Annotated in this window: 10 protein-coding genes and 1 tRNA gene; 7 read left to right on the forward strand and 4 right to left on the reverse strand. The window is 52.6% G+C overall.

The features are described from left to right. Together ACR0LH_RS13215 and ACR0LH_RS13220 are read left to right on the forward strand one after the other, a co-directional pair. Positions 1-963 carry an alpha/beta fold hydrolase gene (locus tag ACR0LH_RS13215; RefSeq protein WP_480721328.1) on the forward strand — a complete coding sequence of 321 codons (963 nt, stop codon included), beginning with the start codon at positions 1-3 and terminating at the stop codon, positions 961-963. An 84-nt stretch (positions 964-1,047) separates the two neighbouring features. Beyond that, positions 1,048-1,124 (forward strand) — tRNA-Met (locus tag ACR0LH_RS13220). Positions 1,125-1,209: 85 nt separating this feature from the next. Here the strand turns inward: ACR0LH_RS13220 and ACR0LH_RS13225 are convergent. Continuing rightward, entirely contained in the window at positions 1,210-2,232 is a 1,023-nt protein-coding gene (locus tag ACR0LH_RS13225; RefSeq protein ID WP_170756915.1) for a tyrosine-type recombinase/integrase, read from the reverse strand. Beyond that, positions 2,222-2,443: a hypothetical protein gene (locus tag ACR0LH_RS13230; protein ID WP_170756914.1), complete on the reverse strand. Its 222-nt coding sequence runs from the start codon at positions 2,441-2,443 to the stop codon at positions 2,222-2,224. Before ACR0LH_RS13230 ends, ACR0LH_RS13225 begins: the two co-directional genes overlap by 11 nt. 956 nt (positions 2,444-3,399) lie before the next feature. Between ACR0LH_RS13230 and ACR0LH_RS13235 the strand changes: the two genes are divergently transcribed. The 5 genes from ACR0LH_RS13235 (at position 3,400) to ACR0LH_RS13255 (ending at position 21,769) form a co-directional block, all read left to right on the forward strand. Further along, positions 3,400-6,120 (forward strand): DEAD/DEAH box helicase, encoded by a 2,721-nt coding sequence (locus tag ACR0LH_RS13235; protein ID WP_480721521.1) that lies wholly within the window; start codon positions 3,400-3,402, stop codon positions 6,118-6,120. Between the two features lie 4 nt (positions 6,121-6,124). Then, the gene (locus tag ACR0LH_RS13240) at positions 6,125-10,966 is read left to right on the forward strand and encodes an N-6 DNA methylase (RefSeq protein ID WP_480721329.1); all 4,842 of its coding nucleotides are present in this window, start codon (positions 6,125-6,127) and stop codon (positions 10,964-10,966) included. 1 nt (position 10,967) lies between these two features. Further along, complete coding sequence (locus ACR0LH_RS13245) at positions 10,968-17,351, forward strand: DEAD/DEAH box helicase (RefSeq protein ID WP_480721330.1); 6,384 nt, start codon at positions 10,968-10,970, stop codon at positions 17,349-17,351. Continuing rightward, entirely contained in the window at positions 17,348-19,528 is a 2,181-nt protein-coding gene (locus ACR0LH_RS13250; RefSeq protein WP_480721331.1) for a UvrD-helicase domain-containing protein, read from the forward strand. Before ACR0LH_RS13245 ends, ACR0LH_RS13250 begins: the two co-directional genes overlap by 4 nt. Positions 19,529-19,984: 456 nt before the next feature. Next, positions 19,985-21,769, forward strand: a complete 1,785-nt coding sequence (locus ACR0LH_RS13255; RefSeq protein WP_480721333.1) for a hypothetical protein — start codon at positions 19,985-19,987, stop codon at positions 21,767-21,769. Here ACR0LH_RS13255 and ACR0LH_RS13260 read toward each other — a convergent pair. After that, complete coding sequence (locus ACR0LH_RS13260; protein ID WP_480721334.1) at positions 21,756-23,090, reverse strand: hypothetical protein; 1,335 nt, start codon at positions 23,088-23,090, stop codon at positions 21,756-21,758. The two genes, ACR0LH_RS13255 and ACR0LH_RS13260, sit on opposite strands and share 14 nt — an antisense overlap. Positions 23,091-23,191: 101 nt before the next feature. Further along, positions 23,192-24,043 (reverse strand): M48 family metalloprotease, encoded by an 852-nt coding sequence (locus tag ACR0LH_RS13265; RefSeq protein ID WP_480721335.1) that lies wholly within the window; start codon positions 24,041-24,043, stop codon positions 23,192-23,194. Between the last annotated feature and the right edge of the window lie 35 nt (positions 24,044-24,078).

Consider the following 24,078-nt stretch of genomic DNA (forward strand, 5'->3'; position numbering starts at 1 on the left):
ATGACCACCTTATTGATTTTCGTTCTTTTGATCGCCGTATTTTTCGGAGCCATGAACCTCTGGACCCGAAAGCTGACTCGGGACGGCTTGAAGCAGGTTCCACAACTGGGTCAGATCGCTCCGGTACGCGGCGGCAGTATTCACTATGTCGAGGCAGGCGACCCAGCGAAACAGACCATCGTGATGATCCACGGCCTGGCCGGGCAGTTGCAGCATTTCACCTATGCAATGGTCGATATGATGGCGGATGACTACCACGTCATTGCGGTCGACCGCCCCGGCTGTGGGTATTCGACGCGCGATACAGGTGATCTGGGTCAACTGCACGAACAGGGCCGGATGATACAAGAGCTGCTGGATGCCAAGGGCGTGGAAAATGCCGTGTTGGCTGGGCATTCGCTGGGCGGAGCTGTCTCACTGGCGATGGCGCTGGACAATCCGGACAAAGTAAAGGCGCTGGCGTTGCTGGCCCCGTTGACTCAGGTTATGCAGGGTCCGCCGGATGTTTTCAAACCACTGGCGATCCGAACGGAATGGCTGCGCAGCTTTATCGGAAACACGATTGCGGTGCCGATGGCCGCCAAGACCGCGCCTCATACTCTGGGCATCGTGTTCGGCCCTGAACCCGCGCCCGAAGATTTCCTCGATCGTGCAGGGGGTGCCTTGGGTCTGCGCCCAACGGCTTTTGTCACAGCGTCACAGGATGTTGCGGGCATTGAAGACAACATGGACGCGCAGGTCGCGCGTTACTCAGACCTGAAAGTCCCCGGCGGCATCCTGTACGGCCAAGAAGACGCCATCCTGTCACCCGAAGCACATGCCGCACCCATGACGCAGTTCGGCCTGACCGACGAACGGCTAGAGGGGCTGGGACATATGATACCGATCACTGCCCCTGACACCTGCGTCGCTTTTATCCGCCGCATCGCAGAGGCAGCGGGCACCACGGATAAGGCGGGCTGAAGCAGCGCCAAAAAGAATCCCGGTTTGGGGGTCATTTCCCTCTTGACCCTCTCGGGCCCCTCCCTTAAATCGCCTCTCACTCGTGGCGGAGTAGCTCAGTTGGTTAGAGCAGCGGAATCATAATCCGCGTGTCGGGGGTTCAAGTCCCTCCTCCGCTACCATTAAATTTCAGTGACTTACCGATACCTTCCCCATCTCCAGAGCGGAAACTTTTTGCGAGTTGGGAGCTCAGTTGGGCGTTTCCGTTCACTTTCCGTACTGCTCCAGCTTCAGAATCGCGGCCTCAGCCAGCTCATTGGTGCGGCTCAGATAGTGTTCGTCGAGGATTTCCTGTACGCGGCGCAAAGTGTGTCCGGTGATCGAGGCAATCTCCGGTACGGTGCATCCAGCAACAGCTAGTCGCGTGACCGCTGTTCCCCTTAAATCGTGAAACGTCACACCTTCAATGTCCGCAGCGATACAGGCCTTTCGCCACGACGCTCGAAACCCGGAAGAGGTCCAGGAGGTGTCGTTCGTGGTTGCGAGGATCGTAACTGCGGTTCTGGGCGTTTTGTCTAACACTGCGCGTAGCGGTGTACCGACAGGGATCACAACTTTTGCGCCTGTTCGGCTTTGCTTCAATTTGATGGTCTTCCCATCGTAAGCACTCCAGGGTAGCGCGATCAGGTCTCCCTGCCGTTGTCCGGTCCACAGCGCCATCATGAAAGCAAGCATGAGATGTGATGGAGATGTCCTCAAAAAAGCCGCTTGCTGATTTTCAGACCAAATGGTGTCGACACGCTGCGACCTGTACCTTTTTTTCGGTCGTTCGAACGGGTTGCAGGGAACAAGATTGCGCTCTTCGGCCCAGGACGTGATCAAAGCCAAGACCGCAAACGCGTAATCAGCTTGCCTTCGCGACCGTGCGGCAAGTTCATCCCGCCAATCGAGGAACAAACCTCGCGCATCCTTTTCTGCAAGAGCTGCAACCGGAAAATCAGCGAACCTTTCCTCGATTCTGAGGATCTGCCGCCGGTAGTCCTTGCGGGTACGTTCCTTTAGATCCTTGAAGTCCAAGCTGTCCAGGTACTTGTCAAAGACGTGTTGCAGCGTGTCATTCAACACGCGCTTTCGACGATTGTGAGCCGCGCGGTAGGCGTCGACAAATTCGGGGCTTCCAGGTTTCCCATCAAGCCGCGGGCCACCTTTCCATGCATAATAATATGTCTTCTTGCGACCATTTTTTAACGTCTTTGACACCCGGTTCACACCCTTGAGGTCAACACGCATGTGCTTTCTCCTTTTGTTTGGTCTTCCAAGCTTCCAAGGGCGAAACTCCAGATGCACCTTCGGATTTATCGAGCCTGTCTGTTCCCGAAAAAACACTGATAACTCCGTCTGGTGACACTTCGACCCGATGATATCTTACCTGGGCCGCCTCAAGGCTTTTCATTACCCGGGTTAGATCCGCTTGTGAAAATTTTGCCTTCTTTCTTGGCATGCTCACCTCCTCCACTTCTTTTTCAGGATTTGGAGCGCCCGGTTACTCACTATTTGGTCCGTAATGCGGTTGAACCAGCGAAAGAACCTGAGGGTTTCGGTGACTACCCGTTTGTTTCCCAGTTTGGGATAGAACTGTTTACTAGCCTGAAAGCTCACGTTCGAGTCGCTGCAACTGGGCGGCAGAAAAACAGTGGCACCTTTTGTGGATCTGGCATCATGTGTCGTCGCTAGCATGTGAAGCTGTAAACAAAATTTATCAGTCTGCATCAGTGCCCTCGATTTTGGTCTTGTTAACCTCATACTAGCAGATCCGGCTCCCGGCCCAAAAGGCAAAAACCTGTAAAAATTGTAAAATTTCATATAGTTACATGATTATTTAGGCTTTCCAATGAGATGCCGCCGAAACTATTCAGAACCGCTTCACAGGGCCTTGCACGCTAGAATTGATTTATTTTCTGCGTATTACTTTAAGGCCACAGAAGTGATTCAAGGCTATCGCCAAAGTGGTGGAAAACAGCAGTAGAAATGCGAAGCACCTCATCAACTGGTTCGCAAGAATTCCCAAAAGTTTTCACAATTCTGCGCTCATCGCCCGATTGCTCCTACGCCTGTAAGTTGGGCGCTAGGTTGGTAGTTTCCCTTCCAACCGTCACGCGATAACGTGCGGAGGTTGACTGAGGAGGGCAACCCTTCAGGGCAACAAATTTGTAGAGTTTTTCGAGGTCCCTCATGAATGCCATCCCTCAGCCCGGTTCAGTCGTCAAAGTGCGCTCAGCGATTTGGAAAGTACTGGGGTTAAAGCAACTGCGGGGCGGTGACTGCGAAGTGCACTGCCGCGGTGCTGCTGGCTTAGTTCGCGATAAGGATGCTCGGTTCATATGGCGGCTGGAAAGTGAAGCTCAGGTTCTTGATCCGGCTGCGATAAGCCTCGAGCCGGATATGTCTTCGGGCCTTATGGACACAAAGCTCTTCCTCGAGGCAGCATTTCGCCACACTGCAACCACGACACGGCAGCCACTGACCTTTGGCCAAGCTGCGATTGACGACTTGACGTTTCAGCATTTGCCTGTGGAGCGCGCGCTATCGCAAGATCGCGTGCGCTTGCTGATCGCCGATGACGTTGGCCTTGGCAAAACACTCGAGGCCGGACTGATAACCTCTGAACTGGCGCTGCGTGGACGTGCGGATCGCATTCTGGTCGTCACAACACGGGCAATGCTGACGCAATTCCAAAAAGAGTTCTGGACCCGATTTTCGATCCCGTTGTCGCGCCTTGACAGCGCAGCCATTCGGCGGATGCGCAACAAAATACCCGCCCATTACAATGTCTTTGATCAATTTGACCGCTCCATTGTGTCCATCGACACTTTGAAACGAGATGCGCAAATTCGGGCCGCTATCGATGCATCATATTGGGACCTGATCATTATCGACGAAGCCCATAATGCGGCGCGTCGCAAGAATACAGCTGGCACCAACTCTCAACGGGCTGAGCTTGCGAAGCTGCTTTCGCGACGAACAGACTCACTACTCCTGTTGACGGCAACACCGCATGATGGGTCACATGAAAGCTTTGCAAGCTTGATCGAAATGCTTGATCCAACTCGCGTGCCCGATCCTACTAAACTCAAGCGCGAAGACATCGAAGATCTCGTCGTCAGGCGCTTTCGATCATCACCCGAGGTCATTGAAGATTTGGGGGAGATCGTGCCTCCGAGAAAACTGATCCGAAGAGATTTCCCTCTCAGTCCTGAAGAAGAGGAAGCATATCAATCGATTGCGGATCTTCATCTGGATCTTGACGAGGAAAACAAGCGCGGTCGCGCGATTGATCTCTTTCGCACAACCTTGGCGAAGGCCATTTTTTCTAGCCCTGCCGCCTGTCTGGAGACGCTGAACAACCGCATTCGCGGCATCGAGAAAGGAACGTCTCGCGGCACCGAAGAAGATCGAGGACGCCTGCAAGCGCTTGCGGATCAGGTTGAGAAAATCGGTGTAGACGAATTCAGCAAGTACAGGGATTTGCTGGAGGCTCTGAAGACGGCAAAATGGACTGGAAGCAAGAGGCGCGACCGCCTTGTTATTTTCTCTGAGCGCATCGCGACTGTGTCCTGGCTTGCCGAACGGATGCGAGAGGACCTCGGGCTCAAAGAAGATCAGATTGCTCGAATTGACGGCGGTAGCGTTGAAGCCGACATTAAAACCCAGAAGGTCATTGAGGATTTTGGGCAGGAAAACTCACCCATCCGGATTTTGATTGCATCCGACATGGCCTCCGAAGGCCTTAACCTGCACTTCCAATGTCACCGGCTTATCCATTTTGATCTGCCCTGGTCCCTTCTGCGGTTTCAGCAACGCAACGGTCGGATCGACCGGTATGGGCAGGATCGTGCTCCGCAGATCACGTATTTTGTCGGTGAGAGCACCCATCCAAAAGTTCGCCAGATGTGGGTTTTGGACAAGCTCGTTGAACGAGATGAGAAAGCTCAAGACGGCGTCGGTGACCCTGCTGTTTTCCTTGGCCAAGGGGATGCCGAGGGAGAGGAAGTTGTAACCGCAGAGGCCATCGCATCAGGTGCCGGTGAGGACGCGTTTGAACGCGAAATGGATGAACGGGCTGCTCTGGCAAACGCTCTTGGGGAAGATTTTGATGCCATCTTTGGCGACTATGCCGACGAAGTGGATGAGCCAGAAAACTCCGGTTCAACCAAAGAGGCAAAACCTCCGAGACTGTTTGAAGATACGTTTTCTTATACGGGCAACATGCTGGAACGATTGGGTCGACCTGAGGAGCAGGTGTTTGACGCGCCTCCAAGCGTCGACAAGGTTCAACGCCTCATAAAGTTCCAGATACCGGACGACATGAAGGCGCGAGATAGCTTTGGCTATGCAAGCGCTGGAGCTGTCGATGGGCGTTACATGCCTGAAGAGGCAGTGGATCGCGGCGGCCAGGTCGAACTGACGGATCAGGCGGACATAATCACCAGGGCTATTGATGAAGCGAAAATGAGAGAGCGGTCCTGGCCAGATGTTCAGTTTCTCTGGGATGGGCATCCAATTCTGGAATGGTTTGCCGACCGCTCAAATACGTTTTTTCCCCAACATTCTGCGCCGATTGCTTCCCTTAAGGGTCGCTTAGATAATGACGAACTGGCTTTTGTCATGCATGGCGCAGCGCCCAACTCGCTTGGAGCGCCTGTCGTGGACCGATGGGCTGTTGTTGTTCAGAGCCCGGCCGGAGACTTAAGAATTGAAGAGATCGATGATTTTCTGGTTCGCACAAACCTGAAAGATAATACGCCAAGCCAAACGATAAATGGTCAAGATAACGCTCGAAATGCCTTGCCTTCAGCTGTCGATTTTTTCCAAACCCACCTTCGGGACTTGCGCAATCATCGATCCAAAGAGATCGAGAAAGACATGGATGCGGTTCTGGCGCGCATGTCGGAATTAGAAAATCGCCACAAGGCCCAATTGGACCTCGATTTTGGAGAAGTCGTCACACCTGATGGCGCTTTGACGACGGCTCAAAAGCGCGCAATGGCCCGTCGGCAGGCCAAAGAGACGCGAATTGATCGCCTGTTTCAGGATTGGACCGAGTGGTTTGAAAGAACGCGAAAAGTCATTGATGACCCCAATCCGCATGTTGACGTAAAAGCAGTGTTCGTAGGGTAAGCTCATGGAACTCATTGGAATTGAAAATGAAGCAGAGTTTTTCCCTTCCGGGACCCTGTCAGATGTACTGAAAGAGGAATTGGCCGATATAACTGCTCGTTGGTCTGGGTTGGATAAGAAAAGGCACCCGGTTGACCGTTTGCAGAGTGTCTCCGGCGCGACTCTGGATGCTTACCGACAAATTCGGGCATCCAGTGAAGCGTCGAAAAGACTTGGGCTTACCCAGGAAACTCGTTTCAAGGTTTTGGAAGCGCTCGGCTATGAGTGGAAACGGGAAGCTATGCCCGCGGGTTTGGATGGCCAGACACTGATACCGCTTCTCGGCAGAGTCTCAAATACAGATGGAAAAGATGCGCTTTGGATAATCGAAGCTCCGGTTCCAAGTAACGAAGACGAAGCGTCTGACCCAATGGATACGAAGTTTTCCAAAGATCAGTTTGCAAAAGAGGACCGGGACGCGGCTCTATTGGACCAGACAATCGGCGAGTTTCTGGCCAAAGGTGTGTTTGAATTGCCGGATGGACCTAGAAACGTACTGATTGTTGGTCTTTCCCAACTTGTCCTTGTCGATAAACGCAAATGGCCTGCGCGTTCGGTACTTCGCTTCAATTTGCAAGAGGTCTTTGCACGATCCGAACGCGACACGCTGGTCTTGACGGCTTGCCTGATTGCAAGAGAGGCTCGGGTGCCTGAGCAAGGCGTGCCTATTTCCGACAGGCTGGAAGAAGAAGCGCAGCGCAATGCTAACTCGGTGACATCATCGCTTAAGAAAACAGTGCGAGATGCTATTGAGTTGCTGGGGCAAGAAGTTCTCGAAGTCACCGAAGGCAAGTTTCCGTCGAATTATCCTATCAAGTCCAAACGCGGTGTCTGGATAGAAGGTCCAGACCTGTCTCGTGAATGTTTGCGATACATGTATCGCTTGCTGTTCATGTTCTATGCCGAAGCCAACCCGCGGCTCAGTCTGCTTGATTTGAAAAACTCAACTTACAGTTCGGGTTATTCTCTGGAGGGTCTGCGAGATCTGGAATCTGTTCCGCTCAGAACCACCGCGGATCGAACCGGGACGTTCCTCTGGGAGAGCCTGCAAACGACTTTGGGTTTGCTCTACACAGGGCTTGATCTGGAAGATGCTAACACAGGCACTGGGCTCCGACTGCCAGCGGTGAAAGTGTCCCTGCTTGATCCACAGAGCACTCCACTTTTGAACAGCCTCAATCTGCGTAATGAGGCTATTCAGAAGGTCATTCGGCTTTTGTCACTCCGCTCCACAAACAAAAGTACGGGGCGTATCTCTTATGCCAAGCTCGGCATCGGACAGTTGGGCGCTGTCTATGAAACCCTGATTTCCTTTACTGGGGTTGTTGCCAAGAATGACCTGATTGAGTTGCTACCCAGCAAAGGCAAAAAAGCCGATGCCGATCCAGACGCTCCAGTAGATCGCGTGGATACCGTCGACCCACTGGACCCCAGTTGGTTTGTGGAACGCCGTCGTCTTTTGAATGGTGAGTTTACCTCTGATGAGGTGGTGTTCAAAGGCAGCGAAGCACTCATCTATCCGAAGGGGACATTCATCTATCGCCTTGCGGGTCGGGATCGAGAAAAGTCGGCATCCTACTACACCCCAGAGCCGCTGGCCCGATTGCTCGTCAAACACGCTCTCATGGAGCGCTGCAAAGACCTCACCGCAGATGAACTGCTGGAGCTGAAGATCCTCGAGCCCGCGATGGGATCGGCGGCTTTCCTGGTCGAAACTACCAACCAACTGGCCGACCTCTATCTGGATCGCAAACAACAGGAGTTGGGCAAGACCATTCCACAAGACCAAATCGTCGTCGAGAAGCAAAAGGTCCGCAGTTTCATCGCCGACCGCAATTGCTTTGGCGTCGACTTGAACCCTATTGCAGTTGAACTCGGCGCGATTTCGCTCTGGCTCAATGGGCTGCACAACAGCGCGTTTTCTCCATGGTTCGGAGACCAGTTGCATGCCGGGAATTCGTTGCTGGGCGCACGCAGAGCGTCCTATGATCCGCGTTTAACGAAAGCGTCTCGTGCCGCTGATCTGTGGTTCAATACCAAGCCGCAGGAGATTGGCTGGCGCAACAAGCTGCCCGAGGGTCAGATTTGGCAATGGCTGCTGCCGGCCAAGGATATGGCCAAGTTCGAAGGTGATGCTTCGATTCGCCCCTTTGCCAGGGAGGCGCAAGCCAAAATCCATGCTTGGCGCCAAGGTGAATTTTTCAAGAAACTTGAAAAGCATGAAGTCCAATTGGTCCAGAAACTCAGCAAGGTGGCTGAGGCATTGTTCGAACAGGTCGCCGACGATCTTGAAAAAACGCGTCTCGCCTCCAACGATGAGATCACCATCTGGCCCGACCATGAAATGGTTGGCAACAAGCGGATGGATTTCCATGCCAAGGCCAAACTGACCGCGCATTTGGTGGGCGATGATCACGCCACGAATACCCTACCTTACAAGCGGCTCAAAACGGCAATGGACGCGTGGTGCGCGCTGTGGCTTTGGCCGTTGGATCAGGCAGACAAACTGCCATCGCGGCTCGAGTTTCTTAACGGCATGGCCATGATCCTTGAGGGCGGGTTTTCTGCTGACGGATCGCTTGAAGCACCAAGCATGTCAGAGTTCTCGGACCCGGAACTGGATTTCTTTGATCAGCTAGAACCAGATGCCCCCGCGCGTGATCTGTTCAAAGTGGCGGATAAGACCCAAGACTTGCTGTTCCGCGAAACCAATGTCGAGGCGTTGATCGAAACCTTCGACTGGCTTGGCGTAGCAACCGAAGTGGCAGAGCGGGAACGCTTTGTCCATTTTGACCTGATTTTTGCCGACGTGATGCGCGCCCGTAGTGGGTTTGACGTGATCGTTGGGAACCCGCCATGGGCAAAGCCCTCCTGGAATGAAGGGTTGGTGCTAGCGGATATTGATCCCCATCACCGCGGTTTGTCAGCTACCGAAGCACGGGGTGTTTTGGGCGAAGCACTTGAAAAGGCGCGTGGCGTCGCACGGTTCTCACAGGAATATGTGTCGACCAAGGGCGCAATGGCGATCACATCGTCGGCCGTTATGCAACCTTTTGCCGGCGGCGGATCCAACAACCTCTATCGTTGCTTTATCGACCTCTCTTTCCGTTTGACCGCTCCTGAAGGTTATGCCGCACTCATTCATCAAGACGGGCATTTAGGGGATCCAAATTCCGGAGAGTTTAGGGCGCATTGGTATGCACGTACAGTCAAACACTTTGACCATAGCAACAAGATAACCACCAAGAATTTCGCAGAGGTTGTCGACCACGTTCGATTTAGTTTGAACGTGTATTCTGGGACGCCTAGAGAAGTGAATTTCGAGCAATTCAGTTTTGCTTTCCTGGCGCGCCAAGTGGAGGACTCCTACGCCGACCAAGATGGTATGGGCGATCTTCCCGGCATTAAGAACACTGATGGGAACTGGGACGTACGAGGTCACCGGGATCGGATCATACGAATTGACCGCGATGCGTTGTCCGTCATTCATGCGCTCTCAGAAGAGGCAGATGTTCCCGTCGACCAAGCTCGGTTTATTCAACCGTTTTCGGCCCGAACGCTGGATGTGTTTAAGCAAATGGCACAGTTTCCGAAACTGGACACCGCCATTCCGAAAAAACGAATGCCAGGTGGCGAAGAGGTTTCGCTTTGGCAGATGTCCTCGCATTGGCATGAAACCAGCGCCCAAAAAGACGGAACCATCAAGCGCGAAACGGCTTTCCGCGACACCGAAGAAATGGTGTTGCAAGGACCGCTGTTCCATGTTGGCAACCCGCTTTACAAAACACCCCGCGCCGTCAGCCTAACCAATGCCGACTATGACGTAATCGACTTGGCCACGGCTCCGGACGACTATCTACCCCGAACGAATTATGGACCATCGGTAGAAATGCAAGAGTACCGACGCCGCATGACTCGGTGCTCGTGGGATCCAACAAAGAGCCACGTGGATTATTATCGATTTGCTGTACGCAAAATGATCAACTTGAACAGCGAAAGAAGTTTGATCGGCGCCATCATTTCGCCGGGCATGGCTCATGTTAACAGTGTCGACAGCATGGCCTTTAAATCTGACAAGGAACTGTTGGCCGCAACATGCATGTTCGTCTCGCTGCCGTACGACTTTGGACTAAAAGCGGCCGGCAAAACCAACCTACATGACCACGATGTTAGAGGAATGGGGTGGGTGGATTCAGGACCAACGGCCCATCATCGCGCCCTCCGTCTGAATTGCTTAACATCCGCGTATGCCGAACTCTGGAACAACAACGCGCCTGAAATGTCGCCGATGCCTTGGTCATCCGATGACCCGCGTGTCGCGCTGGAAGACTCTGTTAAAGGTCCCGCATCCTGGGACAGAAGCGCAGCGCTACGCACCGAGTTTGCCCGCCGATTGGCCCTTGTTGAGATTGACACTTTGGTGGCCCAAGCGCTTGGCCTCACGCTTGATCAGTTGATCGAGATCTACCGCATCTACTTCCCCGTTCTTCAAGAAAACGAGGCTGGCACATGGTACGATCAACAGGGGCGCATTGTCTGGACCTGCTCCAAAGGTCTGCCCGGAGTAGGCCATCTGGTGCAAGACAATCGCGGCAACTGGAAAAGTCCCGGCCGCTCTGCGTGGGAAGCGATATTAGGCGCAGATCCCGACGAGTTGGTCAGCCAAGCGATTGACGACACCCAACCCGGCGGTCCCCGCGAGGTCACCCGCCGCTTTGTCGGCCCCTTCACCCGTTGCGACCGGATCGAAGACTACAAACGCGCCTGGTTACATTTCGAGGCGCTGAAGGCACAAGGGGGCAACTGATATGAACCCGATCCTGCTCAACCGACATGTGCAACAAAGCCTGCGCGAGCTGGTGCATTCCACGCTCAATACCTCAAGCAATTCGTTTGAGGGGATCGTGGAACGGTTTCTTGAGACGCCCGGCAATTTCATCAAGGGCCCGTGGATTTCGGTCGACATGCCCTTTCGCCAGATTGACGGAGCCGGGGATGGCACGTGGGAACAGCCCTTTGCCGAGGTTCCGCTGAAATTCCCACCCTATCAGCACCAAATGGACGCCTTTGCCCGGCTAAGCGGTGATAAGATGCGCTCTACCCTTGTGGCGACAGGCACAGGGTCAGGTAAGACAGAAAGCTACCTCTGGCCTATCTTGGAGCATTGTCGGCAGCACAAGGACGAGCCTGGAATCAAGGCTATCCTGATCTACCCGATGAACGCCTTGGCAAGTGACCAGGCGCGGCGGATCGCGGCGGCGATCAACGATTTACCGGGCTTGGAGGGCGTTCGCGCGGGGATATACGCTGACGCAGAACCCAAGAACGCTACGATGGAGGTGACGCCAGACAGCGTGATCACACATCGCGAAACCATGCGCCAAAACCCACCCGATATTCTGCTCACAAACTACAAAATGCTCGACTATTTGTTGTTGCGTGGACGGGACAAAAGGCTGTGGGGCGACAATGACCCGGAGACACTCAAGTTTCTGGTCGTAGATGAGATACACACCTTCGACGGTGCGCAAGGTGCGGATCTGGCACTTTTGATCCGACGTCTTAAATATCGCCTGAACACACCGGAGAAGCATCTGGTCTGTGTCGGGTCTTCTGCAACACTCGGTTCCAGCGAAGACGCAAAAGCCGATTTGCGCGACTACGCCAGAACGATTTTTGGCGAAGAGTTCGATGATCAGGCCGTCATCACCGAAACCCGCAAAACCGCGGCAGAAGTCTTCGACGATCCAGAATATTCTGACCGCCCCTCTCCGGACGACATACGCGCAGCCCTCAGTGCGGCAGAAGGCATGAACCAGGCGGAAGCAGCCAAGCATCTTGCAAGATGCCTGTTTCCGAAAACGACCGATCCAGATCTTGAAGCGCTGCATGCAGGTGACCCCACCTCTCTTGATTGGCGGTTGCTTCTCGGGCGCCTGTTAATGGAGCAGCAACTGGTTCAGAGAACGCTGAAAACCATCGCAGAACACAGTGGGCCTGCTTCGCTCGAGGACGTAGCCGCTGGCCTGTCCCTGGTGAAGGCAATCCGCAAGTGGAGGCCAGAAGACCATCAAGCCCTGGCGGAGCTGACTGTCGCACTGGTCGCATGGGCACGGTCAGAAGGAAATCGCCCGCTATTCAATGTCAGGCTTCAGCTCTGGATACGCGAAATGGCACGGATGGTGTCAAACCTTCCAAGGCTTGAGGCAGGTTTGCAGAAATCTCACATCAACCTTCTGCATGGTATGGATCTGGATATTTCAGCGCTCAGGAAAACTTTGCCCTTGGTTAATTGCAATCGATGCGGGGCAACAGCGCATCTGGGACGCCAGAACGCCAGTTCGGTATCTTGCTGGGCGCCACTCGACCAACTCTACGAAGAGTTCTTTTCACATAACAACGGCGGCAAACTTCGACTATTTTACCACGACAATATAGACCGCAAGGTGAGCGCGACCGCTGGCGGCGGGCATATCGTCCAAGGCATGTTGGATTCGGAAAGCCTGGAATTCAGTCCTTCGAACCATGACGAGCTCGACGTGGGGCCAGCATCGCCTGTCTGGATGTACGATCCCACAGATAGCAATGGAAAGTTGGATGCGACATGCCCGTCGTGTGGGCAGGCTCAAGGCGTTTTGTTGTTTGGAATGCGTGCAGCACGCCTGACACCGGGCATTACAAGTACCATGTACTCGTCCGAGCAGAATGAAGAAAGTCCGGACGCAAAACCCAGATTCCTGATGTTTTCGGACTCTGTTCAAGACGCCGCGCATCGTGCTGCCGTTGCTGAGACCCGCAACACACTCTCGGTGTATCAGAAGTCGCTCTATCAGGTTTTGCAAAGGTCTGATGCCGGCAAACTCAATCTTGAGGAGGTGTTTCAGGACGTTCCAAAAGAATGGCTTGCAAACCTGGGCGCGGACAGTTTCACCGCGTTGTTCATTCCGAAAGAACAGGCTTGGCGGTCGCGATATGCAGATTTGATTCAACACGGTATTTCTATCAGCGACCCCGTTTTCTTAGACCACATCTGCATACGCCTGGGGTGGGAATATTTCATTGATCTCAGCTTTCGCGCGCATTTCAATCATACGCTGGAGATCAATGGGATTGCTGCCGCCGATGTATCTGGTGAAGCGGTTCGCGACAGCGCAGAGCGTTTGTCGCGACAACTCAGGAACGAGTTTACTGGCGCGCCTGAGCTCGACAATGACCGTGTAGCCCAGTTTTTATTTGGATTCATGCAACGTATGAGGCGCCAAGGTTCCGTCGCCCACCCATATGTCGAGCTTGCGGCCCGGGCATCGACTGGATCATATGGAATGAATTGGTTTGCAGCGGGTCGTCAACTGGGACTTGGACAAAGCGGCACTTTACCCATTCCAGATACACCCAGAAGACTAGGCCCCATCCCGATTACGCTGAGCAATGCTCTGACCGGTGTTGAAAAATTGACGCGGAAACATATCGCAAACTGGTATCGTGATTGGGTTTTCAGAAGTTTTGCAGATGCAGACCTTAGAATTGGAACTGATCCAGACACGGTTTTCAAACTGGCGCTCGACAGGTTGCAGGCCGACAGTCTCGTCAAGCGCGTTGACGGCCCAGATGGGCACCGGCACGTTTGGCTGCTTGAGCCAAGTAAAGTTATAGTCTCCTTGGACACGCATGGTTTGACCTGCGATGTTTGTGGGCGGCGAGAGGTAACACTGGCGGTAAACGAAGACATTGTCGTCGGTTCGCGCTGTACAAAAATCGGATGCCAGGGACATCTACAGGATGCACGACTCCCAATTCGCCCTGCGATGCGCAGGTCATTGTCCTCAAATCGCAATCACAGAGTTGTCGCCCGGGAGCACACCGGCATCCTCGATGCGGATCAAAGAAACCATATCGAAACGGGTTTCATAACCGAGGAAACCCGATGGGCACCGAACCTGATCAGCGCAACGCCGACACTGGAAATGGGTATCGATATTGGCGATCTGTCGACCTTGCTTTTGAGCTCGGTTCCACCTGAAGAGGCGAACTATGTTCAAAGAATGGGACGAAGCGGTCGTCGGGACGGCAATGCTCTGAACCTGGTTCTGGCCAACGCCAGGCCACACGATATTCAGTTCTGGGAAGATCCAACACCAATGCTGGCGGGTCAGGTCAACCCTCCGGGCGTGTTCCTATCGGCAGAAGAAGTGTTACTGCGCCAGGTAACAGCGTTCACCCTTGATGCTTTCGTTATCACCACCTCCGAAAGCAGCGATTACGGAAAGGTCAGAGATGTCCTGAAGCGGAGAAATGACGGTGCTTCGACTGGCTTCCCAAGGGAATGGCTCGATATGGTCAAATCCGACGGCGCAATGCTCGCTGACCAGTTCTTGGACGGTCTTCCGGAGGCCATAAAGGCGCGATCCGATTTGACCGCACGGATCCGAGATTACTTGACCCAATCTGACCACCACTCGCTCCCCTGGCGCATCACAGCCGTCTTTGATGAAGCAGAAAATGACAGAGCACGCCTGGTGGACAAGCGAGAAGAAGCAACGAAAGAGCTGCAACGTCTACGCCAGCGCCAGGCTGAGTTTACCGATGAGGAATACGACAAACGCAGGGGCGACATCGAGCGCAACCGAAAAGAAATCAACAGCATGATCCGCAAGGGTATCGACGATGTTCCCGTAATTAAATACCTCACAGATAAAGGTGTTCTGCCAAACTACGCTTTTCCCGAAGAAGGAGTAAAACTTACTTCGATTCTATTCCGTCGCGACAATGCAAAGGGTGAACCGGAGGAGCCGCTACAAATCGAATATTCCAGACCTGCCAGCTCAGCGTTGTCCGAGCTCGCGCCCGGCCAGTACTTTTTTGCAAATGGTCGACAGGTTCGGGTGGAGCGACTTGAAATTGGCAAGGAGGATCTGACGTCGTGGACGTTTTGCCAGTCCTGTTCTCATATTGCTCCACGGCACGAGGGGGACGCGACCAGCAATTGTCCTAAATGCGGGGACAACATGTGGATCGACAGCGGATCCGAACATGAAGTGGTCAAACTGAAATCCGTTATTTCCGCCAGCAGCGAGGAAAAGGCTGCTATTCGCGATCTGGACCAGCGAGACCAGCGTCAATTTGATAGAGAATTGACACCGTTTCATGCAGAAGCTGACGTTTTGTCCTCCTGGTTTACGGATCAGGATTCTAGCGCACCATTTGGATTTGAATTCATTCCAGATTGCACCTTCCGCGATTTCAACTATGGCGCAAAGTCATCGGCTCCGGTGGGTCCAATCATCGCGGGCGCCAAGCGCGCTTCTCAGCCTTTCAGGATCTGCAAACACTGCGGCACTGTGCAAAGGCCTCCGCGCAATGAAGATGATGTTGGTGTTCACCCGCCAAGCTGTAAAACCTTGAGAGACAACATCAACCGCGAACATTGGGAAACAGAAGTCTTCCTGATGCGGGAATTCGAAACGGAGGCGATGCGTGTTATTATCCCAGTGGTGGGAGATGCTGACGACAATGATCTGAAGAGCTTTGTTGCAGCGATAAATCTTGGCATGCAACGTCATTTTGCAGGCAAGGTTGATCATATTCGCTCCACTATCTACGAAGCCAGGCTTAATGATCATGTTTCGGTTCGAAGCCTCTACTTGTACGACTCGGTGCCTGGCGGATCCGGTTACCTGCGCCAAGTAGGCGAACATCCAGATACAATGAAGTCGATTGTCTCTAAGGCGATTGCGGCGCTCTCCCAATGTCGGTGCAACACGGCCGACCCGCCCAGAGACGGATGTTATCGATGCGTAAAACCCTACAGGTCACAATTTGGCCCCGGAGAGCCAAGCCGAGACCGTGCACGTGCTCTAATGGAAAGCACACTCGGGAAATGGGACACCCTGACCCAGACCTCGAGTAATATTGATGCGTCTATTCTTGGTGCGTTGGTTGAAAGCAAATTGGAAGCCAGGTTTCTTGGAGCCCTATCCAAAACTTATGGTGACGACGCGCTGAAACCCCAGGTGTTATCAGGCGGGCGGCGCGGATACGTCTTGCGTGCAGGAAATGCAGACACCCCAAAACTCTGGACGATAGAACCACAGGTTCAAATCGATACCCGCTTCAAAGGATTGCCCAAAAAAAGAGTGGATTTCCTGGTTTCTCCAGTCAATGCCGCCGACCAATTGCCGGTCGTCGTGGAAATGGATGGGTACGATTACCACGCCAACACCATCGACAAGGACCTGCTGGACCGTATCGATATGATCCGATCCGGAAAGGTTCGTGTTTGGACGCTCAGCTGGAACGACCTTGATGAGACCGCCGATTTGCCTCGGAACCCCTTTTCGGAAGCGACTTACACGTCCAAGCAGCGCGGAACGCTTGGACGGGTTCTGGCAAATGAACATTTTGCCGGTTTGTCCGAGCCGATAAAGAGCTTGCAGTCACTTCCAAATCTGAACGCGCTGATACGTGTTTTGGATGGCGTGGATACTGACGTAGAGCGAGCTTGGTCGGTGCTGTCTCGCACATTCGTACAGGCAGAAAACCGCGCGATTGAAGATCTTCCAAGTGTTGGCGACCTACGGAGCGAGAATCTGGAGTTTTTGAAAGAGGCGTGGCGCGCGGCCCATTTTGGTCAAAAACCACTCGACGTGTTTGTCGGTTGTGACCAAGTGAGCCCTATTCAGTGGGCAGAAACCAACAGGGACGTGCGCGTTGTTCTCCACGCCACTCTTCCAGACGTTTCAGATGTAACAACAACCAAACCGGTTCTTGAAGATATTTGGCGCGGGCTATGGCGTGCTGTGAACCTGCTTCAATCCTTGCCCGGCTTCCATGTGCAGGTAAACGGGTTGGATACACTGCTACCACCGGAAACCAGTTCATCCAGCGCCGCGGATGAAAAAGAAGATACCGCTTGGCTAGAAACACGATCTCTTTGCGATGAAGTGTTCCACCCTTTGATAGATGCGCTTATCGCGGCCGGTGTAACAGGGCCGGATAGGATCGGCGACGATCTCATGGTGTCCGGCCGGGTCGTCGGTGCAATGGAGTTTGGCTGGTCCGAGTATAACTTCTGCGTGTCTGAAGAAGCTCACGACAATACGGGGTGGACACTTCTGACCTTTATTCCGGAAGAAAGTCACGTAAGCGAAACCATCGCCGAAATCCTGAAGGCAATTGAGGAGACGAGCAAATGAACCAACCAATTGCGAAACGGGTTTCGTACGACATCGGCTGCATGAAGAGCCTCAGGAAACTCCCGGACAAAGTTTCGCTTAGATTCATGGATATGATGACCCGTTACATGTCGGCCCCCGAAAGCAACGGTTTGAACCTTGAGACGGTCGAAGGTTCAAAAGACAGTTCCATTAAGTCTCTGCGGGTGGATCAAGGCTACCGGGCTATAGCTTTCGAGCTGGGCCGTGACATCATGTTTGTGCATGTCGGTGAGCATGACAAGGCGTACCGATGGGCGACAGGGCGACGGGTGAAACTTGACCCTGGGACCAATCGTGTCCGTATCATCCAGGAAATTGACGCTGAAACGGAAAAGCAGACCACTGCTGCTCAACTTGGATTGTTTGATGATTTTGCGGATAAGAAACTTCGCGCTCTGGGCATACCGGACGAAGAACTACCCGCCATTCGGCAAATTGCCTCGTTGGAAGAACTTGAGACGGACGAAGACAAATTTGATCCCCTCAGCTATCAGGTCCTTTACGCACTAGCAGCGGGGTACTCCGAAGAAGAAGTCTACGCGATGACGGGCGTTGCCGAACCTGTTGAGGAAGACGCTGAACAGGGTGACGCGGACGTTTCGTTTGACAAGCTCATTGAGACCGACGAAAGCCGACAGACCATTTTCATTCCTGAAAGTGAAGCGGAGCTGAGGCGCGTTTTCGAGGAAGGGCTGGAAGGCTGGCGTGTCTTCCTGCATCCCGAGCAGCGAAAGCTAGCCTATCGCGACTATAACGGCCCGGCGATGGTACGCGGAGGTGCCGGCACCGGTAAAACCGTTGTCGCAATGCATCGTGCGAAACATCTCGCGGATCAAATAGCCGCTGATCCCAGGCGGGTCGGAGAGAAGGTATTGTTTACAACCTTCACGACAAGCCTGGTGCAAGACATTCTAAACAATTTGCGCACACTTTGCCCTGAACACTTAGATTCAAAGCCGGCAAGGATTGAAGTTATTAATCTGGATCGTTGGGTGTCGCAGTTTCTGAGACGGAAAGACTTTGGCCGGCAAGTTGCGTATTTCGGCGAAGCGCGTAATCAACTTGAAGAAATTTGGGGGGAAGTGTTTGAAGCGCATGATTTACCAGAAAACCTGACCGAAGATTTTGTAAAAGCTGAATGGGGTCAGATTGTTCAGGCAAAAGGTCTGACGGACAAAAGGGCTTACCTGAAAATTTCGAGAGCGGGGCGCGGCACGCCGCTTGATCGACGAAAAAGAGCCGCTTTGTGGGACGTTTTCTCGGATTACAGAGCCCGCATGGTCAGCGCAGGCCTGGCCGAACCAGATGATGCTTACCGCGAGGCGACCGAGTTGTTGTTGTCTGAAGCACCAAATCTCCCTTACGTCGCCGTCGTTGTGGATGAAGCACAGGACATGGGTGAGCAGGCTTTCAAACTGATTAGAGCCATTGTCCCGGAAAAATCGACCGGCGATAAAAACACGATCTTTATCGTTGGAGATGCGCATCAACGAATTTATGCACGTCGTGCGAGCATGTCTGCTTGCGGTATAAACATCCGCGGCCGCTCACGCCGACTGCGACTGAATTACCGTACAACGCAGGAAATACGAGCCTGGGCCGTATCAATCCTGGAAGGGGTGAGTGTCGATGACCTCGATGAAGGCACTGATACACTGAACGGATACGTAAGTCTGTTGAAAGGGCCAAACCCTGAGCTTGCGTCCCATCCATCAGAAATTGAAGAACTGAAAGGTCTGGCCGATTGGGTAGGTAAGGTGATTTCTTCCGGCACTGCTCCTGAAGAGATTGGAATCCTTTGCAACCGGAGAAAGGACATTGCGCGTGTAGAGGATGCTCTTCACCGGATTGAAGTTCAAACAGTTGAACTGAAGGCTGGAGAAGCGGACAGCCGCGACAAACCCGGGGTGAGAATCACTACAATGCACCGCGCCAAGGGTCTGGAGTTTTTTGCCGTGGCAATTCCGTTCATATCGAAGTCTGCTTTTCCACCGAAAATGGCTGTAGAGTCTGCTGTTGATGATGCGGACTTGAACGACATCATCGACCAGTACCGTTCCCTATTGCACGTGGCAGCCACTCGGGCAAAAAAGGAACTTCGCGTTTCATGGTCAGGGGAAGTGACTGACTTGGCAGCGATAAGTCGTAGCAAGTAGTGCATTGCAAACTCGGAATCCGAGATTTGAGCGTTTGCAATTCGCAGGCCGGGGGTATGACAGTCCTTCTGCTCACCTGTCTAGAATGTGTTTTTCGTTCATTCGGCGGGGTCCGTCTTTCTGAAAGCGTTAAACGCCGGGGGCGGTAAATAGTTTCTGAATTGCTCTGAAAGCCTGCGCCACGGGAGCAGAAAGCAGGTCACCAAAAGTTAGTTTTATATGATTAGAGGATCTATTTTTCTTAGTGTTTTCTATTTCTTAAACGATCAGTTCGTAAATAAACGTCAAGTGAGAGCCTACCTTCTCGATAAAATGCGTCACTTTGCGTCTGTCAGCGCAGTTGGGATCTCACTGTCCTGAATGCCACAATGTGGCCTGGACCGGTTGAAAACTAACTGACAATCGCGCAGAACATGTCCAGAACACGCGCCCTGCTGCCAAAAACAAGAAACGAACATGAAAAGATCGAGCAAAACCTTTCAGGCTCCACGTACAACCCGCAACAACCTGATCTCCGGTGAAATGTTATCCAAGACCTTGGCGGTGGCTGAGACCGTCGCAGATGTCTTGCGGGACAGCGGTGAAAAACAGGAAAAGGCAAGCGCTCGAACACGGCAACCGGGTTATCTTTCTTACCAACCACGTGGAGAAGGCAAGGGATACGAAAGCCCCTCCGATTGGGTCTCACGCCTCAAGCGATACAGCGCGGATATCAATCCTGAATTCAGATGTCCGGCCGCGCTTGTCGATCTAAACCCGTCTCGGAAGATGACCTGCAATGCTCTGAAACTGATGCATTTCATCCTGGCCTCATGCGCCCATGCAAAGTCGAAAAAGGTCAGCCTGAAAAAAGGTGTTCTGTCAGATTTTCTTGGAGCAACGACACCACGTGTTGTTGATGCAATCCGCACATTAAACGAGTGCTTGCTCACACTGAATGCAATATCGGTAAAGTCCGGTTCCAAGCCGCGCCAATCCAAGTTGCTTAAGAACCTGGATGTTGGAAGATACACGGTGTCTTTGGAGCTTTCCGACCCTGTATGGTTGGAGCTGCGAAACCCTAGTTTCTTTGCTTTCGTCGATCTTCAGGTCATTCGAAGCCTTAAGTCAACTCATGCGATCTTGCTGACTCCTCTCGCTTCACTTCTGAGCATTTTGCAGCGCGACACAAGGTTCAAGCTCCAACGCCATACCAACACCGCAACAGGAGCGCACCTAAGTACGTATTCTATTGAAGTCTGGCCATCAGAGTTCATGCAATGGCTTGGGTACACTCCAAACGAAAACGTGCACCGGGAACCTGCAAGACTGGTTAAGTCCGTTTCAAACGCACAAAAACAGGTCGAGAAAGGCTTCGGAAAAGATGCTTACGCGCCGTCGTTTTCAGCGAGGCCATTTGAGGTTTACGAAGGCTTCAAAAGAGATCTAAGCAAGCCCGACAAAACAAAGCTCAAAATCACGCTAAGACCTGCGGCTCGAAACGTGATGTATGAATTCATGAACCGAGAGATCTATGAACAATTCAATCTCAGCGCACCGAAAGACCTCTACATCAGCCCAAAAAGGTTTATCGCCTTATTGGATGCGCTCCATCTGGATGTGTCAGCAGATTATCTTGCGGCGCATATGAATGTCGTTCAGCTGGCGTGGAAACACTTCCTGTATCAGAAGTACCTGAACGGTGTGGCGATTGAACCAATCAATGGCCCGCAACTGATCTCAGAGTTCATTGATGAATGTCTTAATTTTGGCATTCAGACCGGACAAGAAGATCAATTGGTTGCTGCGGAGCTCGCGTTTGAGGATCTTGTTTTTGGCCGGTTGAAGCCCGTTTCCGAAGCAGATGAGACCGATGAAGACGATCTGGGCTCTGTGATTGCCCACCACCTCTCAGAAACACCGCGGGAATTTGCTCTCGTTGGGCCTGTACGACGTGAACGGCGTGATGCAAACGTTCTCACCAAGTACCGGATCAAAACCAGTGGTGATGGCAAGCATTGGAAGTTTGACGATGTCGTATTCGAAGACCGGTTGAACCCGAAAACCAAGACTATGGAAAGAACCCGCCTGCCGATGAGCGACGTCGTTTCCGGCAAGGTCAATCCTCAGAACTACGCTTTTAGACAAGTCGATCTCACCGCACTGGAAAGGTCGACCCTGTTGGAAGTCCAAATGCTTATCGAGCGTCAACGGGGTTTGGATACAGATAATCCTGAGCCAGTCACCGTCACTGCACGTTAAGGCCCAGGCGTTTTGGACCTGCCAAAAACACACTTCTACCCTTTTGATTGTTCTGTAGATTTAAGCCAAAATCCCCGTTGATGACATCAATCAACCCGTCCCAACAAGCCCGAGGCAGATCGCCATAGCCGTTATCAATTGTCACCTTGGACCCTTTAGGACCAATATATATAGTGTGATCCCCAGCGGCCTCCCTGAGCTTTCTAAACCCCCATTTGCGGGCAGCCCTGATCACCTTGGAAGGTGAGGCTTGAACCGCGGCTGGTGCATGTCTCGGCGCGATTATCGGACGTGATCCCGGAAAAACCACATCGTAGGCAATGATGTCTTTGTTCCAGAAACCGGCAAACATGTTGGGCGCATACTTCCATCGGCTCGCATTGCCGATAGGGTCGATCATTGCAGTAGCCATACTTTGTTGCAGAGAATATTGATCTTCAGAAAACAGTTCATGCTTGAATCTCTGACCTGAAACATAGCGTTGCACCCCCCTATATCCTGGTAAAGAACACGCAAGCGCCGATTTGAATGCGAAACGCTTTAAGATCGTCTGCACAGATACAACTCCGGGCAGTTTGGGGAACTGTGTCGACTTGTATGGCGGTTCGCCGAGACGTCGGATCACGTCACCATTTGCAAGCCCTTCTTCGATCAAACGATCATCGAGTGGCCTCGTTAAGGCTCTGTAGACATTATCAAAATACGGGACGAATACTGGCCGTCCCGCAGCGACTTCGAGCCGTGTCGCAAAGCACTCACTCTTGTGGTGATACATCTCGTGCAAGAAAAGATACAGGAAAGAGGCTTGTTTCAGCTGCTGGCCAAAAATCATCTGAACAATTCTCGAGGCCTGCAATACTCGTTTCCTTTCAGCGAGTGTCATTGAAAGGAGAATCGCACGCGACAGGCTCGGCAACCGGTCACCCCGAATGTAGATACCGAAGTCTTCTTCGTAGAAATGAATTGGACAATACCAGGCCCAAGTGTCGAATACGGGTTTTTTCAATGCGGTATTAGCAAATTCGTCAAAGCTGCGATTGCCTTCAAGGATTTCATAGGCATCACATTCCTCGAGCCAGTCTCCAAAAAAGTAGTCACTTGGATCCCACACCTCGTCTTTACTGTACTTGTGCGGCCTTAAGAAATCGTCCAAGTCCAACGCGACCCTCGAAGGCGACTTGTCACCATCTGAGTCAATACGTGCAGTCCCGCCATCGAGATCGATTGGCGGGAACACTTTCGGTGGCAATTCCGGGGCTTTTGTCGTCGGTCTCGTGAAGCCTAAACTTGACAATTCAGAAACAAGCTCGCGAATTTCCATGGTAAGCTTCTCCAGTTTCCCTGCGAACGCGGTCCAAGACGAAGAGTTTGCTGCCGCGCAGCAGGTGATCGATAGTAGAATGTCGGATTTTGAAGTCGGCTTCAGTTAGCTTTCTGAAGTGCGCCAGTTTGGCTTGCCTCGATTTTTGCGACTGTTGCAAGGACTGTTGCAATCCTCTTTTCATCTGGTGGATGTGTGCCCCAGAAGCTGAGCTGACCGTTCACTTCCTTTGGGCTTTCTGGGCGAGCAAAAAAGCGAACGCCCTGCACCGGGTCATAGCCGGCTGCTTTGGTGATGTAAGTCCCGATGACATCAGACTCCAGTTCATAAGTCTGGCTGAAAGCTTGATTTCCCAAAGCTGATCCAGCGTAAACCGCGTTCTCGATGTTCTGCTGTGTAATCGTTGGATCTGTATAATAAGAATTTGCACCTGCATATGCAGCAGCCATGCCAAGAATCAGAGCGCCAGCGACAGCTTGCTGCTCTTTTTTTGCAATGTGTTCAGCCAAGTGATGACCGACTTCATGCCCCATGACGAATGCAAGCTCATGCTCGTTTCGCGCATCTGCGATCATTGGTTTTGTAAAAACAATCAATGGCTCTCTGTTTTTCCCGTATGTCTGATAGGCATTGCGATAAGGCGTCTTGCTATCAATCATTATCTTGATATCGCAATCAAATCCCTTTCGATCCGCAGTATGCTGTCGGCAAAAGCTTTCGGCCACAGGCTCCACCCGACGCGCAACGCGATCAAACTGGCGTTCGGCCTGATTTGGAGACAGTTTTGTACCAGCTTTCGCAGTAGACGGGTGGCGTTCTTCAGCAAACATTTTCTGCGCAATTTCATTATGAGCATCTGTCGTTTCAGTAACCTGGTATGTGGTTCCGCACGCCGTCAAAACCCCAAAACCTACAATTGCAGTACACACCCGCATCGAAACATTCATATTCATCTATTTCACCTGCCGGATGCGAATGATCCGGCACT

Source organism: Ruegeria sp. CL6 (assembly GCF_056536465.1).